At 63.5% G+C, this 13388-nt stretch carries 11 protein-coding genes; 8 read left to right on the plus strand and 3 right to left on the minus strand.

Translation table 11 applies throughout. From position 1 onward, the window contains the following. Positions 1 to 7: 7 nt before the first annotated feature. Entirely contained in the window at positions 8 to 298 is a 291-nt protein-coding gene (locus tag PCS43_RS27935; RefSeq protein ID WP_003943546.1) for a putative quinol monooxygenase, read from the plus strand. A gap of 173 nt (positions 299 to 471) precedes the next feature. Then, positions 472 to 2091, plus strand: coding sequence for an ABC transporter substrate-binding protein (locus PCS43_RS27940; RefSeq protein ID WP_042453342.1), 1620 nt, complete (start codon positions 472 to 474; stop codon positions 2089 to 2091). A gap of 91 nt (positions 2092 to 2182) precedes the next feature. On the opposite strand, the gene PCS43_RS27945 is transcribed toward PCS43_RS27940, so the two are convergent. Then, positions 2183 to 4495, minus strand: coding sequence for a transketolase-like TK C-terminal-containing protein (locus PCS43_RS27945; RefSeq protein WP_099696871.1), 2313 nt, complete (start codon positions 4493 to 4495; stop codon positions 2183 to 2185). Between the two features lie 292 nt (positions 4496 to 4787). Continuing rightward, positions 4788 to 5108, minus strand: coding sequence for a UBP-type zinc finger domain-containing protein (locus PCS43_RS27950; RefSeq protein WP_003943615.1), 321 nt, complete (start codon positions 5106 to 5108; stop codon positions 4788 to 4790). A gap of 26 nt (positions 5109 to 5134) precedes the next feature. Here PCS43_RS27950 and PCS43_RS27955 point away from each other — a divergent pair, with 26 nt between their 5' ends. The 6 genes from PCS43_RS27955 to PCS43_RS27980 all read left to right on the plus strand — a co-directional run bounded on the left by PCS43_RS27955 (position 5135) and on the right by PCS43_RS27980 (position 12786). Further along, positions 5135 to 6730, plus strand: coding sequence for a Na+/H+ antiporter (locus PCS43_RS27955; protein ID WP_030536674.1), 1596 nt, complete (start codon positions 5135 to 5137; stop codon positions 6728 to 6730). A gap of 182 nt (positions 6731 to 6912) precedes the next feature. Continuing rightward, positions 6913 to 8532: an ABC transporter substrate-binding protein gene (locus PCS43_RS27960; protein WP_003943605.1), complete on the plus strand. Its 1620-nt coding sequence runs from the start codon at positions 6913 to 6915 to the stop codon at positions 8530 to 8532. Between the two features lie 127 nt (positions 8533 to 8659). After that, on the plus strand, positions 8660 to 9616 hold the full coding sequence (locus tag PCS43_RS27965; RefSeq protein WP_003943571.1) for an ABC transporter permease: 957 nt from the start codon (positions 8660 to 8662) through the stop codon (positions 9614 to 9616). Then, positions 9609 to 10703, plus strand: a complete 1095-nt coding sequence (locus PCS43_RS27970; RefSeq protein ID WP_007735813.1) for an ABC transporter permease — start codon at positions 9609 to 9611, stop codon at positions 10701 to 10703. The genes PCS43_RS27965 and PCS43_RS27970 overlap by 8 nt, the downstream gene beginning before the upstream one ends. After that, positions 10700 to 11797, plus strand: a complete 1098-nt coding sequence (locus PCS43_RS27975; RefSeq protein WP_021342346.1) for an ABC transporter ATP-binding protein — start codon at positions 10700 to 10702, stop codon at positions 11795 to 11797. The genes PCS43_RS27970 and PCS43_RS27975 overlap by 4 nt, the downstream gene beginning before the upstream one ends. After that, positions 11797 to 12786, plus strand: coding sequence for an ABC transporter ATP-binding protein (locus PCS43_RS27980; RefSeq protein ID WP_050656379.1), 990 nt, complete (start codon positions 11797 to 11799; stop codon positions 12784 to 12786). The genes PCS43_RS27975 and PCS43_RS27980 overlap by 1 nt, the downstream gene beginning before the upstream one ends. On the opposite strand, the gene PCS43_RS27985 is transcribed toward PCS43_RS27980, so the two are convergent. After that, positions 12787 to 13386: a histidine phosphatase family protein gene (locus PCS43_RS27985; protein ID WP_003943544.1), complete on the minus strand. Its 600-nt coding sequence runs from the start codon at positions 13384 to 13386 to the stop codon at positions 12787 to 12789. Between the last annotated feature and the right edge of the window lie 2 nt (positions 13387 to 13388).

Consider the following 13388-nt stretch of genomic DNA (forward strand, 5'->3'; position numbering starts at 1 on the left):
GTATCCGATGAGCGAGCTTCGTGTAGTTGCAACCATCCCGGCCAAGTCCGGTTCCGAGGACGACGTCCGATCGGCTCTGACAACTCTCGCGGAGGCGAGTCGGTCCGAGGACGGCTGTGTGTCGTACGAGTTGTTCGAGTCAGCGGCTGCGCCCGGCACGTTCGTCACGATCGAAACTTGGCGCGGGCAGGAGGAGTTGGACGCTCACATGCAGTCCCCGCATCTGCAGGCCGCGCTGGCCGCCGCCGGACCACTTCTCGACGGCGCTCCGGCGATTCATCCGTTGAAAGGCGCCTGAATCAGAATGAATTCCTGACCTTCGCTAAGGGTCTGACCTGCGAATGTCGCTCGAAACTGACGAATCGTCGCGCTTCATTCCACTGAGCGGGACCTGCGACTAATACCTGTGCCTTAAGTCACAAACTGTCTCGACAATGCTTCACATCACAGTTTCTGACCTGGAGGTTTTGAATGAGTCGCAGTTCTCGGCGCGGTCACCGCAAGGTTGCCGCCGTCGCGCTGGCAGTCTCCGCCGGCCTGTTCGTCTCGTCGTGCGCTGACAGCGGGAACGGGGGTGGGAGCGGCGACGCACCGGACTCCGGTTCGGGATTGTCCATCGGCCCGGTCAACGAGCAGTCCGGCGAGGGCGATCCGGTCAAGGGCGGCACCCTCACGTTCAGCGGGTACTCCGCCGTCACCAATCTCGATCCGGCGAAGACTCAGATCGCCGGTTCGGTCGCCGGTTCGGAGTTGGGCGCGATCTACGACACGCTCCTGCGGTACGACCCGGCGTCCAAGGAATTCGTTCCGAAGCTCGCAGAGTCGATGGAGCCGAGTTCCGACTTCAAGACGTGGACCCTCGAACTGCGTGACGGTGTGAAGTTCAGCGACGGGACGCCGGTGGATTCGGCGGCCGTCTCGGCGAGCCTCAATCGCTACGTCACCAACAAGGGACCGCAGTCGAGTCTGTACGCGTCGAAGGTCGCGTCGGTAGACACTCCGGATCCGTCGACGGTCGTCTTCAATCTCGTCGACCCGTGGACCGGTATCGAGTCACTGCTCTCGACGGGCCCCGGCATGATCGTCGCGCCGAGCGCCCAGCAAGGTGATCAGTTCACCCCGATCGGCGCGGGTGCCTTCACCCTCGAGAAGTTCGCTCCCAACGAGGAATTGATCCTCGACGCTCGGGAGGACTACTTCGACGGTGCCCCGAACGTGGACAAGCTGCGGTTGATCAGCATTGTCGGTTCGCAGTCCACCACCGAATCGCTCAAGAGCGGCGGCACGGACGTCGCATACATGCGTTCGCTACCGAACGTGCTGGATCTGATCGACTCCGGCTACCCGGGCTTCGTCGACATTCCGTCGCTGTCGTACCTGTCGCTGGTCAACACGGCACCCGGTCGTCCCGGTGCCGACGTGCGCATCCGTCAGGCATTGGCGCTCGCAACCGATCCCGTCGCACTCGACAACCGACTCAACGAGGGCAAGGGTCTGCCCGGACAGGTCATCTTCCAGGACACCTCCCGCTGGCATAACGACGTCGCTCCGATCGGCGTCGACACCGCCAAGGCGAAGCAGCTTCTCGACGAGGCCAAGGCCGACGGTTACGACGGCAAGATCACATACCTGACGCTGCAGGAGAATTCGGCGCAGGCGATGGCTCTCGCACTGCAGTCGATGGCCAACGCCGTCGGATTCGATTTCCAGATCGAGTACGTCAACTCGGTTGCCGACGTCGTCAAGCGTTTGTACGCCGACCGCGACTTCGACATGGCAACAGGTTCCGCCAGCCTCGCGGAAGCCGATCCTTTCGAGCGTCTGTACTCCAATCTCAAGTCGGGTGGACGGAACAACGCCACGAGCTTCTCCGACCCCGAGATGGATACGCTGCTCGATCAATTGGGTGTCGCGACGTCGACCGACTCGAAGATCGAGGTGCTCGCCAAGATCCAGGAGCGCGCCAACGAGGTTGTGCCGTGGCAGGTTTACGGCAACACCCCGTGGCTCGGTGTGTGGGGACAGAACGTCCACGGCATTCAGCAGAGCCTGGACGGAATCATGTTCTTCGACAAGGCCTGGAAGAACTGAAGGCTTCTGAAGAACTGAAGAACTTAAGAACTGACTGGACCCGAGAAGCGTCCCTGCGGGGACGCTTCTCGGCATCAGAGAGTGTGATCGATCAAGAAGTGAGATCGAGGGCGGCGCGGACGATGCTGTCGGAGTCGAGGCCGTGGTACCGGTAGACGTCCTCGAGCGAACCGACCTGACCGAACCGGCTCACTCCGAGCGCAGCACCCGGAACGTTGTTGATTCCCGTCAGGAACGCGAGGGTGTGCGGGTGCCCGTCGAGAACGGTGACCATCGGCGCGGACCGGCTGCTCGGAAAGACCTGATCCAGGATCCACGACGGACCGTCCGCGAGACCGCGCCGCGATTGGAGCGCTTCGAAGAGCAAGCCGGGGCTGGTCACGCACACGACGTCGGCGGAAATACCTTGCTCGCCCAGTCTTTCGGCTGCGACCAGTGTTTCGGTGACGGTGGCACCCATGCCGACCAGGGTGACGGCCGGATCAGGGTTGTGCCGCAGTGTGTATGCCCCGGCCACCACCTGACGTCGACGGCGTTCTCGCGCAGCCGGATCGGTCGGTACCGCGGCCAGGGCCTGATCGACCGGACGGGTCGACAGGCGCAGATACGACGAGCTGCCGTCCGGGCGACCGAGGCGTCCGATGCTGTCGAGGAGCGTCCACTCCACGTCGACGGCGAATGCCGGTTCGAAACTGGTGCAACCCGGCTGTTCCAGTCCGATGGACGGGGTCTTGATCGACTGGTGCGCACCACCTTCGGCGGCCAAGGTGACGCCCGACGGAGTGCCGACCATGATCGACTGCCCTCCGGCGTAGATGCCGTACGACCACGGTTCGAGAGCCCGCTCGATGAAGGGGTCGTACATCACCCCGATGGGGAAGAGTGGCTGGCCCCAACGACTCCAGGTTGCACCGAGTTCGCCCATCAGTCCGACCAGGTTGGTCTCGGCGATGCCGAGTTCCATGTGCTGACCGGTGGGCTTCTCACGCCAGTGCATGATCGTTTCGGCGTCGTCGGCAAACCAGTTGTGCCGCTCGTCGGGGGACCACACGCCGACCTTGTTCAGCCAGCCTGCGAGGTTGGTGGTGGAACTGACGTCCGGGCTCAGTGTGACAACACGTTTCGCGGCGTCCGGCGCTTCGCGGCTCAGGTCGAGTAGTACCCGGCCCAGAGCTGCCTGAGTGGTGGACGTGCCGGAGGGCGTACGGCCGATGTCTTTCGGAACAGCCGGGGGCACCAGATGCTCCACCTTCGGGCGAGCCAGGCACCCAGCGGTTTCGGCGCAGATGCGGCCGGACGGGCTGTCGGTCTCGAACCGTTCCCAGGGCTTCGACGGATCCATGCCGAGTTCCGACGCCAGGTGCTCGAACTGCTCGGTGGTGAGCAGCGACGAGTGGTTCTGCGGATGACCCTGCGTCGGCAGACCCCGACCCTTGATCGTGTACGCGATGATCACGGTGGGACGGGTGTCGTCGATCTGTGCGTACGCCTCTCGCAGAGCGTCGAGGTCGTGGCCACCGAGATTGCGGATGGCCTCGAGCACCGTGGCGTCGTCGAGGTCGTCGATCAGCGCCGTGATCGCGTCGGCGTCCGCCGCGTCGCCGGGCAGTCTCAGACGTACCTCGTCGGCCGTGCATCGCAGCAGACGCTGATACTCCGGATTCGGCATGTCCAGGATTCGTTCGCGCAACGCGGTGCCGCCCGGCCGGGTGAACAGTGATTCCAGCAGCGCACCGAACTTCACGGTGATGACCTGCCAACCGGCACCCGAGAACATGCGCTCCAGGCGGGTTGCCGCGATGTTCGGCACCACCCGGTCGAGTGATTGGCGGTTGAGGTCGACTATCCACACGATCTCACCCAGTTCGGCAACCGAATGATCGAGAACTGCTTCCCACACAGCGCCCTCGTCGAGTTCGGCGTCACCGACCAGGGAGTACTGACGCCCGGTTCCGGCGCCGCCGAGGGAGGCGTCGACGTATCGGCGAGCGATGGCGCCCCAGATGGGAGCCGTCGCGCCGATACCCACCGAACCGGTCGAATAATCCACCGGATCAGGATCTTTCGATCGACTCGGGTAGCTCTGCAGGCCCCCGAATTCGCGCAGAGTCGTCAGGTAGGACTCGTCGAGTTCGCCGAGCAGATAGTTGATGCCGTGGAGCACCGGCGCCGCATGCGGCTTGACGGAAACCCGGTCGCCGGAACGAAGTTGGCCGAACCACAGGGACGTCATGATCGAGACCATCGACGCGCACGAGGCCTGATGGCCGCCGACCTTGAGCCCGCTGGGATTCGGACGGACACGGTTGGCGTGATGGATCATCGCGGTCGACAACCACAGAACGCGCTTCTCGATCTCCGCCAGTGACTCGGGAGCGTTCTGGTCGATGTTGGGGCTGTTCACGGCCGGTCCTGCCTTCAGTAGTGGACATCGATCACCGCACCGCCTGTACCCCAGATCGTGGGGCCGACGATGTGGTTGTGATGTTTGGCAGGACTTCCTGAGGCCGAACCGTTCGGTGCGGCAAAGTCCAGCCGCACCTGTCGATCTGTTGTGCAGATTCTGCGTCAAAGTCCATCATCGGCATACAGATTGAGCAATAGCTACCCGGTGGATTGAGCAATGTGCGCAACACCGAGGGCTGTGCGCCGTGACAGGTGGGCACTATGCGCAGTGCACCGCCAGTCGCGCGCGGTCAGTCCATCAGGTCGTGGACGTAGCACCAGCGCCAGGATTCGCCGGGCTCGTGTGAGCGCATGACCGGGTGCCCGGTTTCGCGGTAGTGGTTGGTGGCGTGCTGATGAGGGCTGGAATCGCAGCATCCGACGTGGCCGCAGGACAGGCACATGCGCAGGTGAGACCAGTTATCCTCGCCCAACTCGGCGCACTCCTGGCAGACGCCGGGCGTAAGCGCCGCCGGGTCCGTTTCGGGCGCATTGGTTAGTTCCTCGCAACCGGTGGGAGCGGGTGCGGGCTGCTGTGTGCGAGCTGCTGCTCGCTTCAGGATTTTCTTCATCGCCTTCCATACTGCATGCTGCCAGGGTGAACGGCATATTACTGGGGGTTGTAGTAGCGGCGTTGCTGGTGGCGGCGGTCGCGCGAAGGTTCGGGCTGTCTTCGCCGCTGATCCTCGTCCTGGTCGGTTTGATCGCCTGTCAGATACCGGGTGTTCCGGAATTGGAACTCGATCCCGACCTCGTCCTGTTCGTCGTGTTGCCTCCACTTCTGTACTCGGCAGCACTGGACAGTTCATACCTGGCTTTGCGCTCGAATCTGCGTCCGATCGGATTTCTCGCGGTGGGGCTTCCCCTGGCGACGACGGCTGCGGTGGGCTTTGTCGCCTACCTGATCGTGCCGGAGTTCTCGATAGCGGCTGCTCTGGTTCTCGGCGCCATCGTGGCGCCGCCGGACGCGGTGTCCGCGAGCGCAATCGGACGCAAGCTCGGCCTGCCGCGCCGGATCATGACCCTGCTGGGCGGGGAGAGCCTGCTCAACGACGCCACCGCTCTGACGGCGTACAAGGTCGCTCTCGCGGCTGCCGTCGGTACGGGTGCGACGCTGATCGGCGGCTTCGAGACCTTCCTCGTCGCGGCGGTCGGTGGAACGGTGATCGGCCTCGCGGTGGGGTTCGTCATCTCGAAGGTTCGCGGCAAGCTCCAGGATCCGGTGATGGAGAGCGGAATCGGATTGGTGGTGCCGTTCTTCACCTACCTGGCTGCGGAAGAGGTCCACGCGTCGGGCGTCATCGCGGTCGTCGTAGCCGGATTGTTCCTCGGCCAGCGCTCCACCCGCGCGAGTTATGCGACGCGTTTGCAGGACACGGCAGTGTGGAGGGCCGTCGACCTGATCCTGGAGTCGTTCGTCTTCCTGTTGATCGGTCTCCAATTGCCCAGTGTCGTCAACGGATTGCAGGGGTACAGCACTTCGATCGTCGTCTGGGCGTCGGTTGCCGTTCTCGTGACCGTCGTGGTGGTCCGAATCGCCTGGGTGTTCCCGTTCACGTACGTACCGCGCTGGCTGTCGCCGCGTATTCGAGCGCGAGAGCCGGAGATTTCGGCGCGGGCGGTGTTCGTCGTGTCGTGGGCCGGTATGCGAGGGGTCGTGTCGCTGGCAGCTGCCTTCGCCATTCCGCTGACGGTCAACAGTGGGGAGGACTTCCCGGGCCGTTCGCTGATCCTCTTCCTGACGTTTGTCGTCGTGGTCGGCACGCTGTTGCTGCACGGCCTGACGTTGCCGTGGGTGATCCGTGTCCTCGGCGTGCAGGGGGACGAAGAGCAGTCCGACGCCCGCGCCGAGGCGGCAGCCCAGGACAAGGCTGCACGGGCCGCTGCGGCGCGGCTGGACGAATTGGTCGGAGCCGACGCCGACGACGTCCCTCAGGTCCGCAATCGTGCCGCGGACATCTTGCGAAGCTGGAACACCCACCGCGCGAACTCGGCGTGGGAGCGACTGGGACGCAGCGACGAGGATCTGGGGGAGAGCCCGTCGAACGCCTTCCGCTCGCTGCGCCTCGAGATGATCGATGCCGAGCGAGGCGTCTTCATCGCCGAACGCGATGCCGGCCGGATCGACGACGAGGTCCTCCGGAAGGTACTTCGCGAGCTCGATCTCGAGGAAGCGACGCTCGACCGGGACTAGACCGGCTGGTCTGCTGTCCACGAAGGTAACCGCTGGCCAGGGTCGGTTTACCTGACTGTTGAGGCCTGCAACTTAACCGATTCCACTGAGCGAGACTCGATCCAATTTTCTGTGCCTCCCATCACAGACTGTTTCGTGTTCAACATCACGTCACGGTCTTACCCCGCCTTGGAGGCATTCGAATGAGTCGTAGTTCCCGCCGCGGAAGTCGCAGATTGGCTGCGGCTGCGCTGGCGATCACCGCAAGTATGTTCCTGGCGTCGTGCGCCGACAACGGCTCGAGCAATGGCGGCGGCGAATCCGCTGATTCCGGTTCCTCGCTGAAGATCGGCATGGTCAACGAGCAGGCTGATCCCGGCACTCCCACCAAGGGCGGCACGCTGACGTTCAGCGGTTACTCGGCGGTCACGACTCTCGATCCCGCGAAGGCTCAGGTTGCCGGCGCCACCGGTGGCAGCGAGCTCAGCGCCATCTACGACGTGCTCATGCGTTACGACCCCATCGGGCAGAAGTTCGAGCCCAAGCTCGCTCAGTCGCTCGAAGCGAGTTCGGACAGCAAGACCTGGACGCTGAAGCTCCGCGACGGTGTGAAGTTCAGCGATGGTACAGCTCTCGACTCGAAGGCCGTCGCCGACAGCATCAACCGCTACGTCACCAACAAGGGACCTCAGTCGAGCCTGTGGGCTTCCAAGGTTGCCTCGATCGACACCCCCGACGCGACGACCGTGGTCTTCAACCTCGTTGATCCGTGGACAGGCATCCAGTCGATGCTCGCCACCGGACCCGGCATGATCGTCGCCCCGAGCGCCCAGCAGGGTGACCAGTTCACCCCGATCGGCGCCGGCGCCTTCACCCTCGAGAAGTTCGCTCCCAACGAGGAACTGCTGTTGGCTGCTCGCCCCGACTACTACGACGGCGCACCGAACATCGACAAGCTCAAGCTGATCAGCATCGTCGGAGCTCAGCCCACCGCCGAAGCACTCAAGACGGGCGGCATCGACGCCGCGTACATGCGTACGCTCACCCCGATCCTGGATCTGATCGAGTCGGGTTACCCCGGCTTCGTCGACATCCCGTCGCTCGGTTACATCGCCAACGTGAACATGGCCCCGGGCCGCCCGGGCTCGGATGTCCGTGTCCGCCAGGCGATGGCGCTGGCCGTCGATCCGGAGACGCTCAACACCCGCGTCAACAACGGCAAGGGACTGCCCGGCCAGGAGATCTTCCAGGACACCTCGCGCTGGCACAACGACGTCGCACCGATCGGCGTCGATCCCGCCAAGGCGAAGGAACTGCTCGATCAGGCCAAGGCCGACGGCTACGACGGAAAGATCACCTTCCTCTCCATCCAGGAACCGTCCGCACAGGCAACGGCTCTGGCCATCCAGGCGATGCTCAACGCAGTCGGCTTCGACGCTCAGATCGAATACGTCACCGGTGCAGGTGATCTGGTCAAGCGGATGTACGCCGATCACGACTACGACATGAGCACCGCAGCACTGAGCCTCGCCGAGGCCGATCCCTACGAGCGTCTGTACACGGGCATCAAGTCCGGTGGCCGTAACAACGCGACCGGCTACTCCGACGCCGAAATGGATGCTCTCTTGGACAAGTTGGGCGTCGCAACCACCGACGAGGACAAGAAGGCAGTCCTGGCACAGATCCAGGAACGCGCCAACGAGACCGTCCCGTGGCAGGTGTGGGGCAACGTCGCCGCACTCGACGTGTGGAACCAGAACGTTCACGGACTCGAGCAGAGCCTCGACGGAATCGTGCTCTTCGACGGAGCTTGGAAGTCCTAGAGAGCCTGAAGTTCACAGCCGGCCCCGCGCCCGTATTGCAGCGGATCGGGGCCGGCTGCGAACGAAGAAATGAAATCAGAGGAACTGCTGTGTATTGCGAGCTCGCTGTCCGAAGGAGACGAAATCGATGAACATCGGCGCAATAGGTAAGAAATTGGGCCAGCTCGTCATTGTGATCCTGATCGTCAGCTTCGGAACCTTCGTGCTGGCATCACTGATCCCCGGCGATCCCGCTGTCTCCGTTCTCGGTGAAGGCCGAACGCCTGCCGAGTACGAGGAAGTTCGGCAGCAGCTCGGACTCAACGATCCACTCCTGGTTCGCTATTGGGACTGGCTGACCAGCGCTCTCCAGGGCGACCTCGGCAACTCGCTCGTTCCCCCGCAGCAGGACGTCCTCACCGCGATCAGTTCCGCTCTCCCCGTCAGCGTTCAGTTGGCAGTGATGGGTCTGGTCATCGCACTCGTCGTCGCAGTTCCGCTCGCACTCTGGTCGGCGCACCACGAAGGCGGCGTCATCGACCGCGTCATCAGCGCCGCGACATTCGGTGTTCTTTCCGTCCCGAGCTTCCTCGCCGGTCTGTTGCTGATCATGGTCACCGTCAACTGGCTCGGCTGGTTCCCGCGATCACAGTGGGTGCGCATCGGCGACAGCCTCTCCGGAAACCTCTCACACGCAATACTTCCCGCGATCACCATCAGCCTCCTCGAGATGGCGATGTTCACTCGCGTTCTCCGATCCGACCTGGTGACGACGCTCCGTGAGGATTACATCCTCGCGTCGAAGGCCAAGGGAATGCCCACGCTGCGAGTGCTTTTCAGTGACGCGCTCCGCCCGTCGTCGTTCTCGCTCATCACGATGATGGGTCTGGCTCTCGGCGGCATGATCGGCAGCACCGTGATCGTCGAGACGCTGTTCTCGCTGCCCGGAATGGGCACGCTCATCGTCCGCGCAGCGCAGCAGGGTGATTCGCCGATGCTGCTCGGCGCGGTGGTCGTGATCGCGGTCATCTACGTCCTCGTCAACAGTGCGATCGATGTTCTGTACACCTATCTTGACCCGAGGAGTCGTCGTGTCCATGTCTGAAGTGACGCCAGACGGAGCGGCCCCGTCGCCGGCCCCGTCCGAGGTGATGACATACCGGCAGCAGACAGTCCTGCTGGCTCCCGGTCCCGTCGAGACGCTGGAACAGCCCAAGAATCTGGTCCTGATCGGATCGATTCTCACAGTGGTCGGCGTTGCGCTGCTCGGCACCGCACTCTTCGGTTCAGCGATCATGATGACCGTCCGCATCGTGCTCGCGCTCGTTGCCCTGGTTTTCCTCTTCAAGGGGCTCGGCAAACTCGGTACGTCCAAGTGGGGCAGTCAGTTCGATCTCTCGTACTGGTTGGCGTGCATCTGGCTGGTCGCGCTGATCCTGGCCGCGATCTTCGCGCCGCTGCTGCCGCTCGGTGAGTACAAGGACACGGTCAAGACCTTGGCCGAGCCGGGCTTCGCATCGCCGAGCCTGCTCTCCGATCATCCGTTGGGTACCAACAACTTCGGTCTCGACCTGCTCGCCCGCGCCCTGTTCGGTGCGCGCGCTTCCTTGACTGTCGCCATCTGCGCCGTGCTGATCGGCATGATCATCGGTGGCACCATCGGCGTCATGGCCGGCTATTTCCGTGGCAAGGTCGACGCCGTGGTCGGAATCCTGACCAACTCGCTGCTGGCCATTCCTTCTCTGGTGCTGCTCATCGCACTGGCCGCGGTGCTCACGTCGAACCTGCGCAACATCACCCTCGCACTGTCGATTCTCTGCATTCCCAGCATGGTTCGAATCGCCAGGGCAAACACCATCGTCGTCGCCCAACGGGAGTTCGTGCTTGCCGCGAGAGCCATGGGCGCCACCAAATGGCGCGTCATCTGGCGCGAGTTGGTTCCCAACGTCCTCGTTCCCGTCGCCGCGCTCGGCCTGGTGGCCGTCTCCGGCCTGATCGTCGCGGAAGCATCACTGAGCTTCCTCGGACTCGGTATCGCACAACCTGATCCGACCTGGGGCAACATGATTGCGGAAGGTCAGGGCGGGATCGTGGAGAAGCATCCGTTCATCGTCCTGGTACCAGGCGTCTTCCTCTTCCTGACGGTGTTCTCCTTCAACCTCATCGGCGAGAAGTATCGGAGTAAGCTGTGACCACTTCAGCTCAGCACGGCGTTCCGCTACTGCAGGCGGACAACATCAGAACCGTATTCGCCACTCCCCGTGGCCAGTTGCGAGCAGTCGACGGTGTCTCGATCCACGTCTCCGCCGGCGAGACTCTCGGCATCGTGGGTGAATCCGGTTCCGGCAAGTCGGTTCTCGGGCGCACCATCATGGGACTGCTCCAGAAGGGTCCGGCTCTCGACATCAGCGGGACGGTGACGTTTGCCGGCCGCGACATGTCGACGATGAAGAAGTCGGAGATGAAGCACTTCTGGGGACCCGAGATCGCCATGGTCTTCCAGGATCCGATGACCTCGCTCAATCCGTTCAAGCGCATCGGTACCCACATCACCGAATCCTTGAAGTTCCACCTGGGTCTGAAGAAGGACGCGGCGCGCGATCGCGCAGCGGAACTCCTGTCGATGGTGGGTATCCCCGAGCCCAAGCGTCGGCTCGACCAGTACCCCCACGAACTTTCGGGAGGTATGCGACAGCGTGTGGTCATCGCGATGGCGCTGGCCTGCGAGCCGAAACTGCTGATCGCGGACGAGCCGACCACCGCTCTCGACGTGACGGTGCAGAAGCAGATTCTCGATCTGCTCGCCTCACTGAACGACAAGCTCAACATGGCCGTCATTCTGATCAGTCACGACCTCGGTGTGGTCTCGGGCCGATCCGATCGTGTCGCCGTCATGTACGCCGGTTCCGTCGTGGAAACGTCGGCGACCGAAGAGTTGTTCACTCGTCCTCGCCACCCGTACACCGAAGCGCTGATGGCCGCGATTCCGCGACTCGAATCACCGACGCACACAGTGCTGCAAACAATTCCGGGTGGGCTCCCGGACATGACGAAGCCGATCACCGGTTGCCGCTTCGCCGCTCGCTGCCGTTACGCCCAGGACGACTGCCTGACCGGCGACCCGGCCCTGGCTCCCGGCGGACCGGGGGACAACACAACCGAAAGCCACACGTTCGCGTGCCACTACCCGGTCGACACCCCCGAAGGCACAACGGCATTGGTCGCCAACGAGAAGGCCGGCACTACCGCAGCGGGCCTGACGCTCGCGGTGAAGGAGATGGTCTGATGACTGCATCAGTGGATACCAGGAAGTCCGAGACGGTGGACGCGGCCCTGACGGTCGAGGACTTGGTCGTCGAATTCAACGTCGGCAAGGGCCAGACCGTTCACGCCGTGTCCGGGATCAGCTTCACCGTCGCTCCGGGCGAAACCTTGGGCGTGGTCGGTGAATCCGGCTGTGGCAAGTCCACGGCGGGCCGGGCGATCATGCAGTTGCCCTCACCGACGTCGGGCTCGATCCGCCTCGGAGAGACGGAAATGACGGCACTGGGCGCGGAAGAATTGCGTCGCAGCCGCACTCAGTTGCAGATGATCTTTCAGGATCCCATCTCCTCCCTGAATCCCCGTCGCAAGGTCAAGGCTCTCATCACCGAGGGTCCGTCGATCTGGGGTGGAAAAGACAAGGCTGCCATCGAAGCTCGGGCGCGCGAGGTTCTTGCCGAGGTCGGTCTGGACCCGGACATGGTGTGGGATCGAACCCCACGCGAACTCTCGGGTGGTCAGTGCCAGCGCGTGTGCATCGCCCGCGCATTGATGCTCGACCCCAAGGTCCTGATCTGTGACGAGCCGGTCTCGAGCCTCGACGTGTCCGTGCAGGCGCAGATTCTGAACCTGCTCGAGGACGCGAAGAAGCGTCACGGGCTGTCTTTGCTGTTCATCGCGCACAACATGGCCGTCGTGAAGAACATCAGTGACCGCGTGATGATCATGTACTTGGGTCGCGTCTGCGAAATCGTTCCCGCAGAAGACATGCAGAACCGCGCGCTGCACCCGTACACGCAGCTACTGCTGGCGTCGATTCCCGATCCCGACGCCACCGTCACCGCGGCGCAGAACGTCGAGCAGAAGGTCATCGAACTGCCCTCGCCGCTCAATCCGCCCAGTGGCTGCCGCTTCCGCACGCGGTGCCCGCTGGCTACTGATCTCTGCGCCGAGGAAGTTCCCGAGCTGCGTCTCGTCGAGGGCGGCCATCAGGTGGCGTGCCACAACGTGTGACTACACGCGAAGCATGTTGCGTACGTGACCGGTTTCGTTGATCGACCCGACCCTGCGGCTTCCGTTTCGCGACACGAGAATGCGCGTGACGGACACGTACTCGATCGGGAAGGTCAACGGGCGCTCCAGTCCGAGCAGTTCCTGCAGAACGATGTTGACGACGCCGCCGTGGCAGAAGATCGCCACGGTGGCGTCGTTGTCCGTTGCCGCGACGATCTCGTCGATCGCACCGAGGACTCGCGCACGAAAGGCGTCGCCGTCCACCGACTCGGGGAGCCAGCCGGCTTTGATTCGCGCATAGGTTTCCGGCGCCCGCTCCAGGACCTCGTGCATCGGGATGTAGTGCGGCTGCTCGTAGTCGTATTCCGCCAGACCCTCGCGCTGGGTGACCGGAAGGCCCAATATCTGCGCTACCGGGGCTGCGGTCTCGAGTGCGCGCTTTTGCGGGCTGCTGAAGAGTCCGGTGATCCGGTACGGCGCCAGTGCTGCGGGCAGCCGTAGTGCCTGGGCACGACCTTCGTCGGTCAGCGAGGGATCTGCGCGGCCTTCGGTGACCTCGGCCAGTTCGGGGAGCGCGTGTCGGATCAGGAGTAGTTGCACCT

The sequence above is a fragment of the Rhodococcus sp. C-2 genome, from assembly GCF_027854095.1.
Lineage (GTDB): Bacteria > Actinomycetota > Actinomycetes > Mycobacteriales > Mycobacteriaceae > Rhodococcus_F > Rhodococcus_F qingshengii.

Excerpts from the sequence above, each read along its gene's own strand:
- PCS43_RS27935 (WP_003943546.1), top strand. The coding sequence starts at position 8 with ATGAGCGAGCTTCGTGTAGTTGCAACCATCCCGGCCAAGTCCGGTTCC.
- PCS43_RS27940 (WP_042453342.1), top strand. The coding sequence starts at position 472 with ATGAGTCGCAGTTCTCGGCGCGGTCACCGCAAGGTTGCCGCCGTCGCG.
- PCS43_RS27950 (WP_003943615.1), bottom strand. The coding sequence starts at position 5,108 with ATGAAGAAAATCCTGAAGCGAGCAGCAGCTCGCACACAGCAGCCCGCA.
- PCS43_RS27960 (WP_003943605.1), top strand. The coding sequence starts at position 6,913 with ATGAGTCGTAGTTCCCGCCGCGGAAGTCGCAGATTGGCTGCGGCTGCG.
- PCS43_RS27965 (WP_003943571.1), top strand. The coding sequence starts at position 8,660 with ATGAACATCGGCGCAATAGGTAAGAAATTGGGCCAGCTCGTCATTGTG.
- PCS43_RS27970 (WP_007735813.1), top strand. The coding sequence starts at position 9,609 with ATGTCTGAAGTGACGCCAGACGGAGCGGCCCCGTCGCCGGCCCCGTCC.
- PCS43_RS27980 (WP_050656379.1), top strand. The coding sequence starts at position 11,797 with ATGACTGCATCAGTGGATACCAGGAAGTCCGAGACGGTGGACGCGGCC.